The sequence below is a fragment of the Bradyrhizobium sp. Arg237L genome, assembly GCF_029990105.1.
Classification (GTDB): Bacteria; Pseudomonadota; Alphaproteobacteria; order Rhizobiales; family Xanthobacteraceae; genus Bradyrhizobium.
Map to the genome: position 1 here is coordinate 39,839 of NZ_JAQMIL010000065.1, position 16,863 is coordinate 56,701.

Below are 16,863 nucleotides of genomic sequence, written 5' to 3' on the forward strand. Positions count from 1 at the left end.
GATATGTCGTATCCCCGCCCGACGGCGTCAACGAAGCCCGCCGCAATTTGCTTGCGCGCGTCGGGTTGTTGGGGGGTTGCCGCCTGCCCGGCGCGGGAGGCCGCAGGGGTAGCGCCCACCGCCGGTTCTGACCCCCGTAGCGGACCGCTGCCGATCCGGAAGCAACGGCGCGAAAGCCGCTCAAGCTTCGTGCAGGATTGACCGCAAGCGCGCCGCCAATTCTGACATGCGGAACGGTTTGTCGATAATCGGAAATTCGCCTACCGCCTGATGTCGGTCCAGCGCGTCGCCCGCATAGCCCGAGGCAAGCAGGATCTTGATGCCTTTGTTCAATTTCCTCGCTTCGCGGGCAACCTCAATGCCGTTGATCCCGTTTGGCATCACGATGTCGCTCAGCAGGAGGTCAAATTCCTCGCTCCGGAGCAGCCGAAGCGCTTCCGTGCCATTGCGAGCGCAACGAACCTGATAGCCCGACCTGGTCAGCATCGCCGACGTGAGGTCCAGAAGATCGTCGTTGTCCTCGACAACCAGGACTCGCTCCGAACCGGCCGGAAACGCTTGGGATCGGACGTCGTCCAGTTCGACGGAAGGCGTTTGCGTGGCTCTCGGCAAGTAGAGAGAAACAGTGGTCCCCTTTCCCAATGCGCTTTCGACGGCAATGTGCCCCCCGGACTGACGGACAAAGCCGTAGACCATGCTAAGGCCGAGCCCGCTGCCCTTGCCGACCTCCTTCGTTGTGAAGAATGGCTCGAACACCCGGTTCCGCACCTCGGGAGGCATTCCAGAACCAGTGTCCCTAACGGACAGCCTGACGTACGATCCGGGCAAGCACCCCGCCACGGCTCCTTCGCCCACGACGACGTTCTTCATCTCGATGTCGAGCACGCCGCCATTGGGCATGGCGTCGCGCGCGTTCAGCGCCAGGTTGAGGAGAGCGGTCTCCAGCCGCGCCGGGTCGACATGGCACAGCCACAATCCTTCACTGGTCCACACCTTGACCCGGCATGCCTCCCCAACCGCCTTGCGAATGATTCCCTGGAACTCGGAAACAAGCTGGTTTGTGTTGACCGGCCTCGGATTCAATATCTGCCGTCGCGAGAAGGCGAGAAGCTGCGCCGTCAGCTTTGCCCCCCGATCGACAGCACGCCGTGCAGCCGCGGCGAAGTGCCGGATCTTGCCGATATCATCGCCCGCCTCGATGAGTTCGAGGTTCGCGGAGACCACCGTGAGCAGATTGTTGAAGTCGTGCGCGACGCCGCCGGTGAGCTGACCGACGCTCTCCATCTTCTGGCTCTGATGGAACTGCTCCCTCGCTTCGGACAATTCGTGCTCACGGTGCTTCAGCGCATCGGCCATGGCGTTGAATGCCCTGGCGACCCGTGCGATTTCCGAATTGCCCGGGATGTCCAGACGCCGGCCGAATTCGCCGAGCCGCCATCGGTTCGCAGCGTCAACCAATTGTGCAAACGGGCGCTGGATGAACCGTTGGGCGCCCCACGCCGTCAGGATCAAAACGACCAGGGCGCCCATGAAGATGAACAACACGTCGCGCTGCGTGCGATGTTCGATCTTGGTGAAAGTCTGCGCCTTGCCAAGGCCGTAGCTGACAAGAAGATCTTCCCCCACAGCGGCGAATCCGACAATTCTTCGCACGCCGTCAATGTTGACCATATCCTCTACAGTCCCGTTGGAGAGCGTCGGATCCTTCCCGGCGGGCAGCTTCTTGCCGACGAACAGGGCATTGTCAGGATAGCGAGCGAGACAGATGCCGTTGCGGTCCGTGATGGCAAGCGCGGCTCCCGTGGGAACGCCCTTTTTCGCGATGTAGTCAGCAAGCCAATCGAGGCTGAGAGCCGCTACGACGATGCCGCCCATGCGGTCCTGATCGTCGTAGAATGGCAGCGCAAACTGGAGGACGTTGCGACCGGTGGTTCGGCCGACTGCGAACTCTCCGACCGTGAATTGTCCGGTTTTTACGACGCTGGCGAAGTAGGCACGTCCAGCGGCGGTAGATGGCTTATGCTCTCTGGTTGAGTCGCAGAAGGAGTTGCCATTGATGTCGACCACGATAAAGACGATGAACTCCGGGTATCGTTGCTTGATCCTGGAAAGGTAAGCGTTGCATCCCTGGACGTCCTTCTCCTTTATCGCCGGAAGCTCCGAAAGCGCAGTCATAGCCTGACGAACTCCCAGGACGATCTGCTGCTGCTCAGCGGCGGCGAGCTTGGCGAGCCCCAATACCTCGTCCTGTACTTCAACTTGGCGCGTACGACGCAGGTCGATTTCATTGTACGCCTGTATCGCGATTGCGGGCAGTATGGCGACTGCCACCAGCGCGAATAAGCGTGATAACAGGCTGCTCATTTCGACCTTTTCCTACGCATGATCGGTGGCATCAGACCGACCGTGCCCAGTCCACCGACAAGCGCCATTGCATGAAGAGTTCTCCGAACTGCAATCGGAAATAACGCCATCAAGCTGTGGCGCTATTCCGAGCCTTCATTGACCAGTTCGTCGCGGAGAAGTGGCACCCACGGCCGTGAAAGCAGGTTGGCCCATGTCGATGCCAGGGATGGCAGAGCGACGAGAAGACTGGCGGCGGGTGAGCCTATGGCGGCACGGGTAACATTCAACAGCCTCACGAACCATTGAACCCTACGGCCCAATGCAGCGTCCTCAGACTGGGCGCTCGACATCGCTGGAGTTGGCCCCGCAGGTCCACGGCTCCGCGGGGACGAGGAAGGCCGATCTATCGGTCGGGTTGGCCCTTGGCACGTCAGGGCGATAGAGCGATTCTCATTGAACTGCTGTCCCGCTACCAATCTTCTGCCGTAAAAACTGAACCGGCCGCATTACAGAGCTGTTTCAGTCCGCCGGGAAACGATTGCGATTGTAGGCGAGCGGCCAAAAAATTGGCGAAGAGAGGCCAGGACGTGCAGCAACGAGGAACCCGCTTCCACGCGTATGGAGCAGGGCCTCGGAGAAACGGCTGAGCTGCACAACGAGGCCAGTTCCGATGGGCGCTGGTCGGCGCCCATCGGACGAGTTTGAGGATCGCGCGCCGGTTTTCAGCGCAGGATCTCGCGCAGCACCTCGCCGTCGACGCGGTGGGGCGTGACTCCCAGGATCTGCATGACGGTCGGCGCCACGTCGGTGTTGCGCATGCGGCGGATCGTGGCGTCCTTGCGGATCTGCGGGCCGGCGGCGATGAAGGTCGCGCTCATCACCGGCAGCTCGGGATCGTGGCCATGGGCGCCGTAGAAGTTCGGCATCGACAGCATGGTCGTTGCCGCATTGAACGGCGCATCGCCGAGGCGGGCGACGCCGGGGTTCTGGATGCCGTCGAAGTTGTAGCCCGGGGCCATCAGCGCGAACACATCGCCGAAATCCTGGCCGATGGTCTTGCTGGTGCACTCCCCGGTCCCTTCCTCGCACTGCAGCGGCCGGGTCTCGACCACGGTGAAGATCCGCCCGTCCTTGAGCGAAAAGTTGAACTTCGGGTTGGGATCGGTCGCGTTCTTCACCGCGTCGGTGATCTGCGTTACCAGCGCCTTGTAGGCCGCCAGATCGACGGTGCCGCCCAACTCGCGGTTCTGCAGGTTGACGTAGATGTTGGCCGCCGGACCTGAGGTGCGGATCGCGATCTTGGTGGTGTCGATGCCGGCATTGCGCAGGATGTTGGTCAGGCTGACCGAGGTGTGGAACGGCGCGAAGCCGTGGTCCGACACCACGATGACGTTGCTGTCGCGGCCCGCCGCATCGGCGATCTGCTTCACCGCCTTGTCGGCCGTCTGATAGGCGAAGCGGATGTACGAAGCGTACCGCGCGACCTTGGCCGGATCCTGGTTGGCGCCGATCGAGTTCGGGTCGGTCGGGTTGGTGCCCTGGCGGCGGTCGGTGAGCAGGAACTGATGCTCGGAGCCGTCGGGCTGCTCGATATAGATCATCACCAGGTCGGCGTCGGGATGGTTCCGGATCGCGCGCTCGCCAATGTTCGCCTGGTAGCGCACGAAGGTCTTCACCATGTCCTCGAACATCGTCTCGATCTCGAGGTCGGGGAAGTTGGTGAAGCCCGGGCTCAGCCGCTCCGGAATGCGGAAGTCAGCCTGCGGACGCCAGAACCCGACATTGTTGTTGATGTCGTCGACATCGGCCAGCACCGCCGCGTTGCGCGGGATGAAGTTGGCACCGTAGCGGGCGAAACGCACGACCGAAAGATCGGGCGCCAGCGCCGAGACGAAGTACGCGGCGCCGACCTTGGCCCCGCTGCCTTCGAAGAAGAACGGCGCATTCTCGCCGCCGAGCTTGACGTAGGCCGGTCCGGTCGACGGGGCGTGGAACGGTCCTGCCGTGATACCGCGGGCCGTGTCGAAGAACACCAGGGTGTCGTAGTTCACCTTGCGGTCATTGGTGGTGTCGAGCGCCGCCACGCGGATCGCATACTTGACGTCGAGCGTCGCCGCATTGGTGCAGGTCGCAGTCGACGCCGAGGAGCACGAGAATGTCTCGACCGGCGCCGAGGTCACCAGCACCGGGCTGAACGAGAAGTGGCCGGCCGCCTGGAGCGCCGTGACAACAGCCGGATCGGACGTGAAGTCCCCCCGGGACAGCGAGAAGCCCTGGGCTCCGATGCCGCCGAACGCCCCGAACGGCACGGTGAAGTCGGTGACGCGGATCGGCTGGGCCGGTTGCACCACCGTGTTGTTGATGGAGATGTCGGCGCCGTCGCCGCCTGGCCACGTCGCGGTGATCACCTTCTTGCCCTGTTGGCGCAACTGCACCCACAGCGGCAACGCTGTCGGCCGCGGCGAAGGCCCGAGCGGGCTCTCGCGATAGCCGCCGATCGGTGCCGCAAATCCGCTGATGCTCGATGAGATCGGCCCGACGATCGCCTGGAAGGTGTTCGACGGGATGTCGTTGTGGACCGCCGTCGAGCCGGTGGCGATTTCGATGTGCGACACCGCGGTGAGCGACGGCGACGCCGTCACGTTCTGCTCCGCCACCGCGCCGCGGCGGCTCAGCCGCGCCAGGCCGCCGTCACGCGGCAGCACGCCCTCGTCGATGAACTGCCGGATGAAATCGGGCTTGGCGCCGTCGAGCGAGATCACCACCACTCGCGGCGACTTACGGCCATGATGGTTCCCGTCCTGATCGCCGTCATGATCATGGTCGCGGTTGTCGCCGTGGTCGCGGTTGCCGCCGTCGTTATCGGCGTGCGCCGGCGCGGCAACGCCGGTCAGCGATGCAGCGAGCGACATTGCCAATATCAAGGAGAGAAAACTCTTCAAGTTCATATGGACGCCCCATTTTCGCTGCGCAATCAGCGCTAGTTTTGGTCGGAAACGACGCAGCGATTATCGGGCTTGGCTGACGACGCGCATGTGACGCTTCGGCGACACGTGTAACGTTGCGGCGACAACGCCACCATGATGCTAGCACGAGCGACTCGAGGGCGACCTTCCCGTGATTGACCGCGCAAAATCCTCAGGCGCACGACCGAAGAGCTCAGGATTCCGATCATGCCGGCCTCGTGGGAAGGGCAGTTCCGTCTGCATTCATGCCCCTGCTACTTCGCCGGCGCGCGATGATATCGGTGCAACAAAGCGCGCAATCGAGGTCGCCGGAGGGGGATGGACGCATGGCCGCTGATGGGAAACAGGACTTGCGCGCAGCGCCCCGGTTGCCCGCCTCAGCACCTCGCGCAGCCACTGCTGCGGCGCATCGTTCGTATTGCGTTCATGCCAGAGAACGCCAACGTCCACCAAGCTCGTCTTGTAGGGCAGCTCGTACGTCGATAATAGGTGGATGCGGGCCAATGACCTCGCGAGTGGCCGCGGTACGATCGCGGCGAGCTCGGTATCCTCGAGCAGAGCGGGCAGCGCGAGAAAGTGCGACAGCGAAATCGCGATACGCGGACCTCGCTGCGATCCGGCGAAGGCCTGTTCGAGCGCCGCTCGATCGTACATTTCGGGCCGGCGAGCCAACCCACGTTCGGATACGAAGCCGTTCACGAGCCCTTCGTGCTCGCCGTGCAGCGACACCGCGGCGATGGATAGGCCGGACAACGCTTCGAGCGACAGCCTGCCAAGCTTCCGCGAAGAATGGGCGATGAGAACATCGTCATACGCGAACAGCGAGCTCGACTGGAAGCGTGCTGGAACGTCCGGGAAAGTTCCGATTGCGGCGTCGATCAGTCCGAGATCGATCTGCTCGGTCAGGTCGATCCGACAGTCCGGACGGATCACGAGGTCGACAAACGGCGCCTCTTGCGTCAACAAGCGGAGGAGATCAGGCACCATAACCATGGTCACAAAATCGCTCACCGCGATCGTGAACCGCCTGGCCGATCTGCCGGGCTCGAATCTCGGCAGGCCGATCGCCGTTTCCAGTGATTTCCATGCTTCCCGGATCAATGGCGCCATGGCAAGCGCACGCGCAGTCGGCTGCATTCCAGCCGCCGTGCGGACAAACAATTCGTCGCCCAGCATTTCCCGCAACCGAGCGAGAGCGTGACTGACGGCCGACTGACTAAGGCAAATCCTTTGACCCGCGCGTAACACGCTTCGTTCCTCCATGACAGCGTCGAACACGCGCAAGAGGTTCAGATCAAGCCGGTTGAACTGTGTCGTCATCGCTGGACCACTCAGATGATTGCTTCGGCTTTAGCTCGGCGGATCCAATCTCAGGCGGGGAGGAGAACGAGCAGGATCCGCCTGTTGTCAGAAAGCTGCGCTCCAAGCGTCTCAAAAGTCGAAATCGCTGAGCTCAGGGTGGTCATTGGGCCTGCGTCCCAACTGCCACAGGAACATCCGGTCGGCCTCAGCGATCGGCTGCTCGCTGATGCTGGCGATACGCCGGCGTATCAGCCCATCCGGATCGAGCTCCCAGTTTTCGTTTCCATAGGCCCTGAACCAGTTTCCTTCGCTGTCGCAATATTCATAGGCAGACCGCGCCGCGATCCGATTGTCGGCAAAGGCCCACACTTCATTGATCAGCCGGTACTCCAACTGCTTTACCCACTTGCGCGCCAAAAACGCCTCGATGGCGGCGCGTCCGGAGAAAAATTCGAGGTGATCTCGCCAGAAGCTGTCGACCGTGTAGTCCAGTGCCACCCGAACGGGCTCGCGGCCATTCCAGCAGTCCTCGATAGCTCGGACCTTCGCTATCGCGGTGTCCCAAGTAAAGGGTGGCAAGGGGAAGCGTGGTGACATGGCCGTTGCTCCGCGGACGACAGGAACGCAGAGTGGAGCAGCACCGGACTGGCTACGAGTTTATTGGTGTAAGAAACTGTAAAACTCACGTTTGGCGATGATGCTGCGCTGCAACATCGGACGTGGCTGGCCTCGCGAGAACGAAGTACGTCAAGGATATGACATCCGGGCTCCGACAACGCGAAGCTGACGTTCTGCCTCTTTCAGGTCAGCGGTTTCGAATCCTTCCGTAAATTGTCCGTACACGTCGCCCAGCAGCGATCGTGCTTCGTCCACGCGCCCATGCTCCATCCACAGGCGCGCCAATGCCATCGCGGAACGCAGCTCCCATCCAAGAGCGTGCTGTTGCCTGGCGCAGTCGAGCGAGTCCTTGAGCGATGCCTCCGCCGCCGGCCAGTTCGCTGGTGACGCCGCGAGCAGCACCGTCGCGCGAGCCCGCAGCAAATCGGGCAGTTCGAAGGTTCCGGAGCCGCGCAATGCGTTGGCTACGGCCGCATCGATAATGCTGGTGGCTTCTGCCGAGTTGCCGGTGCGGGCGAGACCTTCGGCCAAGGCGCGCGAATTGGATGGCAAGAGGATGTTTCGCTGCTCGGTTCGCAAGGTGGACAGAGCTTCACGCAGGGTCTTGATGCCAGGCTCTGTATCCCCTCTCTCCAGCATAAGCGCTCCACGCAAGCCCAGGCCGCCGGCCCTGTACATGGCGAGCGAGTACCTGCCAGCGTAGGTAATGAGTCGTTCTACGAGCTCTTCCGCGATCTGCCGATCTCCCCGCCACAGAAACACCGGCGCGACAAAGACTAGGCAGATGCAAAGCGAGATAGGATGCTCTTTCCTTTCGGCGACCTCGATAGCTCTATATGCAAATTGAGCCGCCTGATCCGGAAGGCCGCAGTCCCACAATGTCCGCGCGTAACCGACAAACGCTCGCACCTGATGATCGTATCCGAAGGAATGCAGCTCGCTCACGCCGGCAGCCGCTGCGTGCTCGAAGCCTCTTTTATAGCTTTGCTGGGCAGCCGCCTGCTCTCCTACCAGATGATAACTCGCGCCAAGCATCCACTCGGCCATCACGACTTCCCGCGGCCGGCCCAATTCCCTGGCTATGGCAGCGTAACGTTGCGCTACCGCCAACGAGCCGCCAGAATCCGCGAGCCGAGCGCGATAAAGATTGAGACCGGCCAGAAATTCCAACTGGTAGTCGGCATCGCCCATGGAATCGGCAAGGCTCAGTCCCCGCTCCAGTGCTGTCCCCACCTCCACGCTGTCACTATGAGCGTGGATCGATGATGTCGCCAATGGCAGTTGGAGCCTCAGTTCGAGCTTTGTTCCGCGATCCTCCTCTGACAGTGCATCTATCGTTTGCAGGCACCACCAGCGACATTCGCTCAGCATCGACATTCCAAGGAACAGGGGCACCGCGCCGGCGCCCAACGCCACACCAACCGACCTGTCGCCTGACGGCGAAAAACTCCACTCGAGTGCGGCTCTGATGTCACCTATCTGTCGCGAGTAAGGCGTTAGATCGCGATCCCGCAGCGTGCTGCCCCGGAGTCCCGCGAGGCGTTCGGCGTAGTAGAGTGCATGTCGTCTTGCAGTTGCGTTCGCTGCCCCCAGCTCCTTCAACCTGACCGCGGCATATGCCCGCGTCGTATCAAGCAGCCGATACCAGCTTGCGCCTCCCGTCAGCGAGACCGAGATCAACGACTTGTCGACCAGGCTTGCGATGGTTGCAAACTGCAGCTCATCGCGGTCCGCTTCTGCCACGACGGCTTGCGCCATTTCCATCGTAAAAGCACCGACAAAGACGGATAGCGCGCACAATATCGCTTTCTCGCGATCCGACAGGAGATCGTAGCTCCAGTCGAGCATGGCCTGCAGCGTCTGGTGCCGTGGCACACTGCGCCGCCCCTGCCAAAGCAGCATCAAGCGGTCGCCGATCAGCTCTGCCAGTCCGCCGATGCCGTAAGTGCTCGCCCTGCTGGCCGTCAGTTCGATCGCCAGCGGCATCCCGTCAAGCTGGCGACAAATATCGGCGACGATGGGCGCGTCCTCGTCGGTGAGCTCGTCCCGATATCCGCCGGCGGCGGCCCGGTCCATGAAGAGCCGTACAGCAGGAGAGGCCAGTGCCTTGGCCGCTGTCAGCGCCGTCCCGCTCGTTGGACTGTCGAGAGAGCGAAGCGGATGAACGTTCTCGCCTTCAACGCGGAGGGATTCGCGGCTGGTCGCGATGATGTGGATGAGCGGCGCTTGGCGGAACACGCCCTCCGCCAGGATGGCGACAGCCTCAATCACATGCTCGCAGCTATCGAGAACCAATAGAAGGCGCTTGTCGGCAAGAAATGCGAGCAGCCGCGATAGCGAGTCCTGCGTATGCGCGAGGCATCCAACCGCTGAAGCGACGGCCGGAACAACGAGCGCACGCTCCTGCAGCGCGCTGAGGTCCACGAAGCAGACCGCGTCGCGGAACTCGTCCGCCAGCCCATGCGCGACGGCGACAGCCACCGTGGTTTTTCCGACCCCGCCGGGCCCGACAATGCTGACGAACCGCCGGGACATTAGTTCCAAGCGCAAAGCTTCGACAGTCTCGTCGCGACCAATCATCCGCTGCAAACGCGCAGGCAGGGTCTGGATCCTGCCACGCCCGACAGGCGTAGCCGTGGACTGGCCGCCCTGCACCAAGCGCTGGACCGGTGCAACAAAGCAATATCCGCGGCCGGGAACGTTGGTGATGTAGCGTGCACCGTCGCGACCATCCCCGAGCGCTCTGCGGATCCCTGCAACGGAAACCCGAAGGCTGGCCTCTTCGACGATGACATCCGGCCAGACCCGCTTGATCAATTCCCGGTGGCTCACGACCTCCCCTGCCCGTTCCACCAAGGCAATCAGGACATCGAGCGCGCGGCTGCCCAGCGACACCTGAACGTCACCGTTCATGAGCAGCCTTTCGGACACGGCCAGACGAAACGGCCCGAACTGGAACGCCTCACCTTCGTTGGCGCGTTGCTGCAAGGTAGCGACCTCGACCTTCAACCCCACCGCTCGATCTGCTCCGTTGTCCGCTCGCGGATCTACGGCGCTCCGTCCGGTGGAGCAGTTGCTCACGCACACCTGGCGGCATGCCCTCTGCCGATGGAACTAGCCGCCTATTAACACGCCCTAACCGCACGCGAGGACAAGTATACGATGGTGTCAATCAAGGCACGCGACAGCCGTCGCCGCTCGCCTCGATCCGCCGGGCTGGGGAACCCGCGTGAAGCTCGGAAACAGATTCGCAGATTCGAATTCGTCAAGTCCAAGGCGCGCTAGCGCGCCCGCGTCAACGCGAGCCAGATGCCGCCGCCGATCATGAAGCCGCCCGAGACACGCGAGACCAGGCGCGTCCGCTGCTTGGAAAAGAATTTTCGCGCGCGGCCGGCGAGCAATGCGTAGATCATGTCGCTCATCGCCGCCGTCACCATAAAGGTCACGCCGAGCAGCGCCACTTGCGGGAGGTGATCCTTGTTCAGGTCCACGAACTGCGGAATGAAGGCGCCGAAGAACACCAGCACTTTCGGGTTCGACAGCAGCACCAGAAATCCTTGCAGGAAGAATCCGCCGCGCGGCGGCGGTGGCGGCTCATCCGCGCTCAGGTCCTCGACCGGGGAGCGGATCAGCTTGATGCCGAGCCAGACCAGGTAAGCCGCGCCGGCAAAGCGCACCCAGTCGAACCAGTAGCCCATGGTCGCCATCAGCGAGGTGAGACCGACGGCGACGACGCCGATCACGATCGCCAGTCCCGCCTGCGCGCCCAGCACATTGGTCAGCGCCGCGCGGGTGCCGTGGCGCAGGCCGTTGGCGATCACCAGCGTGACGATCGGGCCGGGCAGCAAAGCGAGCGCAATGCAGGCGGCGACGTAGGCGAGATAGGCTTGCAGGGACATGGCGGAACTGCTCGGAGCGGGAACTCGGGTGTCCCCGTTCTAGCGCAAGCCACACCCGATAAGAAGAGCGAAGAGCTGCGCCATCCGACTGCTCGATGACGTCGCGCTTGACATGCAACCATTTGGTTGCCTATTGTGGCGCACATGGACGAAGTCTTCAAAGCGCTGGCGGACGCATCGCGGCGGTCGCTCCTGGACAGGCTTCACGCCAGAAACGGACAGACGCTGAACGAACTGTGCGAAGGCCTCGCCATGACGCGGCAGGCGGTCACCAAGCACCTTGCGATTCTCGAACAGGCCAATCTCGTCACCACGTTCAAGCATGGCCGCGAGAAACTGCACTACCTCAACCCGGTTCCGATCCATCAGATCGGCGAGCGGTGGATCAGGAAATTCGAGCGCGCCAAGCTGGTCGCGCTCGGCGAATTGAAACGGCAACTGGAGGAGCGCGATGAGTAAGCCGGAATTCGTCTATGTGATCTATATCGAAGCTTCCTGCGAAAAGGTCTGGGATGCGCTGATCGATCCGGAGATGACCAAGGATTATTGGGGCAGGCATCGCAACAGCTCCGATTGGAGCAAGGGCGCGAAGTGGCAGCATGAGGATTACGACGATCCCTCCAAGGTCGCGATCGCCGGCACCGTCATCGAGCGCGAGCGTCCGCACCGGCTCGTGCTGAGCTGGGCGCGGCCGGAGAATCTCGGCGATCCCGACAAGGTCTCCCGCGTCACCTTCACGATCGAGGAACAGTTCGGCTCGACCAGGCTGACGGTTGTGCATAGCGAACTCGACGACGAGATGCTGCGCGGCGTCAGCGCCGGCTGGCCCCCGATTCTGTCGAGCATGAAAACGCTGCTGGAGACCGGCGCGTCAATGCCGATGACGCGCCGACGTTGGAAGAGCGGCGAGTAGCTTCGCGGGAGGGTTCAAGATGTCCAAACCGGAATTCATATACGTCACCTATATCGAGACCACGCCCGAGAAAGTGTGGGAGGCGCTGACCAATAGCGAGTTCACCAGGCGTTACTGGTTCAACACGGAAGTGAAATCCGACTGGAAGGTGGGCTCCCCGTTCGCGCTGGTCACGAACGGCACCACGACGGATGTGGGCGAAATCCTCGAGGCAGACCGGCCGCGACGTCTCGCCTACACCTTCAAGCATCAGCTCGATGAGGAGATGCGCAAGGAGCCGCCAACCAAGGTCACCTTCACCATCGAGCCCCACGGCGACCTCGTGAAGCTGACCGTGACGCATGAAGGCTTCGCCAAAGGCAGCAAGCTCTTCGATGGCATTTCCAAGGGATGGCCGGCGATCCTCTCGGGGCTCAAGACCCTGCTCGAGACCGGGAAAGTGTTGGCGATCCCGCCTCGTGCGCTTGAGATCGAAGGGTTCGAATAGAAATGAAGATCTATCGGAGGATTCGAGAGGACATGAATATCGAGAAATTCAAGCCGGCGATCGTCTACACGATCTACATCGCGTCCACACCGGAGAAGGTCTGGGAGGCGCTGACCAGTGCCGAGTTCAGCCGGAAGTATTTTTCCGGCAACGCGGTCGAGGTCGATCTCCGCGTGGGCGGCGCATTCATGGTGCGTACGCCCGATGGCGCGCCGCACATCACCGGCGAGGTGATCGCATGCGAGCCGGCGCGGAAGCTGACGGTGACCTTCAACGTCAACTGGCCGGCGCTGGTGGAAAAGCTCGGGCCGACGCTCGTGACCTATGAGATCGAGCAGGCCGGCGACGCGGTCAAGCTGACGCTCCTGCAATCGCACGACCGGCCGCTCAGCGACGATATCCTCTCCGGCGGCCGCGCCGGCTGGCCCGCGATCCTCTCCAGCCTCAAGAGCTTGCTGGAAACCGGCAATGCCCTCGTCATCCAGATGCAGCCGCCGGCACGGATGCTGGCGGCGCTGAAGGAATTGGGAATCGCGACGCCGTAAGTCGCGACGGTCCCGTAGCCCGGGTGGAGCGCCAGCGTAACCCGGGGCCGCTCGCAAAACCGAGACCGGCGTCCCGGGTTGCGCTTCGCTCCACCCGGGCTACGACGTTACCCCCGCGCCCGTAACTCGCGGCGCAGCACCTTGCCGGTCGCGGTCATCGGCAACGACTCCGCGAACTCGACGAAGCGCGGATATTCGTGGGCGGCGAGTTGCACTTTGACAAAGTCCTGGATCTCGCGGGCGAGCGTGTCGCTTGGGGCATAACCGGGGCGGAGCACGATCCAGGCCTTGATCGACTCGGTCCTGATCGGATCGGGAATGCCGACCACGGCCGACATCGCGACCGCCGGATGTTTCATCAGCGTGTGCTCGATCTCCGACGGGCCGACGCGATAGCCGGCTGTGGTGATGACGTCGTCCTCGCGGCTGACGTACCAGAAATAGCCATCCTCATCCTGCACGCCGAGATCGCCGGTCAGGAGGAACTCGCCGGCATATTTCTTCGCCGTCGCTTCCGGATTGCGCCAATATTCGATCATGGTGCAGGGGCACGGCTGCCGCACGCCGATGATGCCGCGCGTCCCCCGCGGCAGCTCCTCGCCTCTGTCGTTGACGATGCGCACGTCGAAGCCGGGTGTCGCCCTGCCCATCGAACCCGGGCGGATCGGAAACAGGTTCGAATTGCTGCCGATCACAAGGTTGCACTCGGTCTGGCCGAACACTTCATGGGCGTCGATGCCGAAGGTGTCGCGCACCCAGCCCAATAGTTCGCCGCCGAGCGACTCGCCGCCGGTGAAGATGCTGCGCAGCTTCACGCCCGAATTCTTCACGCCCGCCTGGCGCATCAGCTTCAGCGCGGTCGGCGGCAGGAACACGTTGCGGATTCCGAGGTCGGCCATCATCTGCATCGCCGCCTGCGGCTCGAACTTGCGCGCGCGATGGCCGACCATGGGAATGCCGTGGTACCAGAACGCGAACAGGCCGTTGATCAGGCCGCCGATCCAGGCCCAATCCGCGGGCGTCCACATCAGGTCGCCGGGCCGCGGCAGGAAGTTGTGGCACATCTCGACATTCGGCAGGTGGCCGAGCACGACGCGGTGCGCGTGCAGCGCGCCTTTCGGGTTACCCGTGGTGCCCGACGTGTAGATGATGAGTGCGGGATCATCGGCCGAGGTGTCGACGCTCGCAAACTCCGGCAAGGCCGCACGCAGCGAGGGCCAGAACGGCCTGGTGCCTGCGGGGACTTCCTCGCCGACCACATAGACGTTCTTCAACTCGGGCAGGCGGTCGCGGATCTTCGCGAGCTTCTCCCAGCCGGCCGCGTCGGTCACGATCGCCTTCGCTTCGGAATTCGACAGGCGAAATTCCAGCGCATCCTCGCCGAACAGCGCGAACAGCGGGATCGAGATCATCGCGGAGCGGAAGGCGGCAAGATGCGCGATCGGCAATTCGAGCGATTGCGACAGGAACACCGCGACGCGGTCGCCGCGCTTAAGACCGTCAGCCTTCAGCACATTGGCGAAGCGGCGCGACATCTCCGCGACCTCGTCGAAGGTGGTGCGCGTCTGGGTGCCGTCCTCGTCGACATAGACAAGCGCGGGCCGGCCCGAGCCGTCGGCATGGCGGTCGCAGCAGGCGGTCGCCATGTTGAAGCGCGCCGGGACGTCCCAGCGGAAGTTGCGGGTGAGCTCGTCGTAGGTTGCGGCTTCCTTGAGCATGATCCTCGGGCGTTCCTGACGTTTCCTCGCGAACCGGCGTCGCGATGACCGGTCGCTCTGTTGTTACTGTCAGTTTTAAAGCGCCGCGCGCCCCGCACAAGCCTTCGCCCCTGCACGTCGCGGCTTATGCGCTGCCGGCCGCGTCAACGCGTCGCGATGCGTGCAATCCTTGCAGGCCGTCGTTCCGCCTGTCCTTCGCCGCGCCGCGGAATAATGCGCGGACGAGACATCGGCCGATCACCTCAGATTTCTTTCCTTCCGGCGGGCCCGGGTGCGCAGGAACTCAGCTAATCAATTGATTCAATTCAGCTTATTCGAGTTTCCTTACTGCCATGCGCGGATTCATCATGAGGTCTGTCGGCACCGTTCAGGGGTCGCAATTTTGTCAAATAAGCCTATATTAGGGGACGAAATGACTTGTGCGGCGCGCCGCCGGTTGTGGCGTGCCGTCCCCAACCCCCAATCGCGCTATCGCTAAGAAGAGTAAGAGGTCGTCGACCATGCGTCCTATGCGTCCGTTCAACTTTAACACCTCCGCCGAACTCTTTCCCGCCGCCATTCGCAAGAAGAAGCGGGCCGGTTTCGCCTATCGGCGCTTTGGCACCGCGGCAGAAGCCGTGCAGTATGCCATGGAAGAGCTGCCGGCGGATTCGCTGAACGGCGCCTACCTGCAGGTCGAGGAAGCCCGTTTCGACCAGAACGGCATCCGCACGCTCTATGAGAGCGAGGCGTTCCCGCTGCCGCGTCGTCCGCGCCCGGTGCAGACCAATACCGACGCCGACGCCGCTTAAACCAATCCGTCCCTGACCCAAGCGAAAAGCCCTCGGGATGATCCGGGGGCTTTCTCTTTTTGCGCTCATAGCCGCGGCTGCTTGTCCAGCCAGCGCCTGAGCATGCGCACGTTCCGGACATTGGCGCGGAACATGACGTCGAACGCGTCGCCCGCGAGCGGCACCAGGCCGACCGCGCCATCGAGCGCGACATTGGCGAGCATCCGCGCGGTGATGTGCCAGGGCGCGCCCAGCGCACGCGCTTCTCGCACCAGCCACAGCGAGATCGCCGTCGTGATGATGTCGCCGACCACGGGGATCAGACCAATCAGGCCGTCGATGCCGTAGCGGATCTTGGTGCCGGGTACGATGAAGGCGACGTCGAGCAGTTTCGCGATCGCCTCGAGCCGCGCCAGCCGCTGCTCACGGGTAAGAGTGCCGAACGGATTGGCGGTCTCGAAATCAAGCCGGAACGCCTCGAACTGCGGATGCAGCGCCGCTTCCGGAATCTCGCGTCCGTCCTGGTCGATGATTTTCCCCCGCGGCCTGGCGTCGCGGAACGGGCCCTGCGAGCGGGCGCGGTTGGGCACGAAGATGTCGTCGGGCATGAGCATTCAGATGGTAACGCAAGGACGCGGTACAAGTTGCGTCACATTACCGCTCTGTCACCTCGCGGCAGGGCCGCACACTCGCCGTGATTCCGTCGTTAGCAGTGTCTCATTCGCGATACCAGTTAAAAGCATTGCCGCGATTTAACTGGTGGATCTTGTCGGCTCAGGCCAACACCGGCCGCTTTAATCCCGCGAGGGCTTCCATCAAGCGATGCCGAATATTGAGATCACTGAGGAGTGCCGCGCCCTGATTGAGAGCGCGGTTGAGCCCCCGACCGGACGGCGCTTGCCAAACGGCAACTGGCTCATACCGGTCAACGAGGTGACATGGGAGCGACTGCAGCAAGTACGGCGGCAAGGCGAAACGATCTCGGACTGCATCATTCGCGTCATGATCGTCACCTTGCATAAGAGCGGCTTGCAATAGGGCATTGCAGCCTAGGACTGTTAGATAGTGCTGTAGGGTGGGCAAAGGCGCACTTGCACCGTGCCCACCATCCAGCGCCGTGCTCGGGATGGTGGGCACGCTTCGCTTTGCCCACCCTACAGCATTGCCGCGAGTTGTGATTCAAATTTCAAACAGCGTGAGGGATGTGAGTCCGCATTCTCGCGGCGCTTTGCGTCCGAGCTTTGCGTACCTTTCCACCCTCCTCGATATCAGAGGGCGCAGGGAAAGCCGGGTGCCGGT

General features: G+C 62.7%; 14 protein-coding genes. 6 read left to right on the forward strand and 8 right to left on the reverse strand.

Annotated features, from left to right (window positions below; translation table 11 throughout):
* Positions 1 to 180 precede the first annotated feature (180 nt).
* From OZ411_RS31660 to OZ411_RS31685, 6 genes are all read right to left on the reverse strand, one after another.
* Complete coding sequence (locus OZ411_RS31660) at positions 181 to 2,364, reverse strand: ATP-binding protein (protein ID WP_130581278.1); 2,184 nt, start codon at positions 2,362 to 2,364, stop codon at positions 181 to 183.
* A 704-nt stretch (positions 2,365 to 3,068) separates the two neighbouring features.
* On the reverse strand, positions 3,069 to 5,294 hold the full coding sequence (locus OZ411_RS31665) for an alkaline phosphatase family protein (protein ID WP_349017050.1): 2,226 nt from the start codon (positions 5,292 to 5,294) through the stop codon (positions 3,069 to 3,071).
* A gap of 261 nt (positions 5,295 to 5,555) precedes the next feature.
* Complete coding sequence (locus tag OZ411_RS31670) at positions 5,556 to 6,632, reverse strand: LysR family transcriptional regulator (RefSeq protein ID WP_282531103.1); 1,077 nt, start codon at positions 6,630 to 6,632, stop codon at positions 5,556 to 5,558.
* A 111-nt stretch (positions 6,633 to 6,743) separates the two neighbouring features.
* Complete coding sequence (locus OZ411_RS31675) at positions 6,744 to 7,211, reverse strand: DUF1348 family protein (protein WP_282531104.1); 468 nt, start codon at positions 7,209 to 7,211, stop codon at positions 6,744 to 6,746.
* 150 nt (positions 7,212 to 7,361) lie between these two features.
* Positions 7,362 to 10,241 (reverse strand): winged helix-turn-helix domain-containing protein, encoded by a 2,880-nt coding sequence (locus tag OZ411_RS31680; protein WP_282531105.1) that lies wholly within the window; start codon positions 10,239 to 10,241, stop codon positions 7,362 to 7,364.
* Positions 10,242 to 10,513: 272 nt separating this feature from the next.
* On the reverse strand, positions 10,514 to 11,131 hold the full coding sequence (locus OZ411_RS31685) for a LysE family translocator (RefSeq protein ID WP_130581283.1): 618 nt from the start codon (positions 11,129 to 11,131) through the stop codon (positions 10,514 to 10,516).
* Between the two features lie 144 nt (positions 11,132 to 11,275).
* Between OZ411_RS31685 and OZ411_RS31690 the strand changes: the two genes are divergently transcribed.
* From OZ411_RS31690 to OZ411_RS31705, 4 genes are read left to right on the forward strand one after another with little or no spacing between them, the layout of a single operon-like run.
* A complete protein-coding gene (locus tag OZ411_RS31690; protein WP_130581284.1) occupies positions 11,276 to 11,590 on the forward strand; it encodes a metalloregulator ArsR/SmtB family transcription factor in 315 nt (104 codons plus the stop codon).
* Complete coding sequence (locus tag OZ411_RS31695; protein WP_282531106.1) at positions 11,583 to 12,044, forward strand: SRPBCC family protein; 462 nt, start codon at positions 11,583 to 11,585, stop codon at positions 12,042 to 12,044. Before OZ411_RS31690 ends, OZ411_RS31695 begins: the two co-directional genes overlap by 8 nt.
* Positions 12,045 to 12,063: 19 nt before the next feature.
* Positions 12,064 to 12,531 (forward strand): SRPBCC family protein, encoded by a 468-nt coding sequence (locus OZ411_RS31700; RefSeq protein ID WP_282531107.1) that lies wholly within the window; start codon positions 12,064 to 12,066, stop codon positions 12,529 to 12,531.
* Between the two features lie 32 nt (positions 12,532 to 12,563).
* Entirely contained in the window at positions 12,564 to 13,076 is a 513-nt protein-coding gene (locus OZ411_RS31705; protein WP_282531108.1) for an SRPBCC family protein, read from the forward strand.
* Positions 13,077 to 13,183: 107 nt separating this feature from the next.
* Here OZ411_RS31705 and OZ411_RS31710 read toward each other — a convergent pair whose 3' ends face one another.
* Positions 13,184 to 14,794 (reverse strand): AMP-binding protein, encoded by a 1,611-nt coding sequence (locus OZ411_RS31710; protein WP_282531109.1) that lies wholly within the window; start codon positions 14,792 to 14,794, stop codon positions 13,184 to 13,186.
* 500 nt (positions 14,795 to 15,294) lie between these two features.
* Between OZ411_RS31710 and OZ411_RS31715 the strand changes: the two genes are divergently transcribed.
* Positions 15,295 to 15,585 (forward strand): hypothetical protein, encoded by a 291-nt coding sequence (locus OZ411_RS31715; RefSeq protein ID WP_207234691.1) that lies wholly within the window; start codon positions 15,295 to 15,297, stop codon positions 15,583 to 15,585.
* A 65-nt stretch (positions 15,586 to 15,650) separates the two neighbouring features.
* Here OZ411_RS31715 and OZ411_RS31720 read toward each other — a convergent pair whose 3' ends face one another.
* Complete coding sequence (locus OZ411_RS31720; RefSeq protein WP_282531110.1) at positions 15,651 to 16,178, reverse strand: DUF4112 domain-containing protein; 528 nt, start codon at positions 16,176 to 16,178, stop codon at positions 15,651 to 15,653.
* A gap of 208 nt (positions 16,179 to 16,386) precedes the next feature.
* On the opposite strand from OZ411_RS31720, the gene OZ411_RS31725 reads away from it, so the two are divergent.
* Entirely contained in the window at positions 16,387 to 16,602 is a 216-nt protein-coding gene (locus OZ411_RS31725; RefSeq protein WP_130584061.1) for a hypothetical protein, read from the forward strand.
* The last annotated feature ends 261 nt before the right edge of the window (positions 16,603 to 16,863 follow it).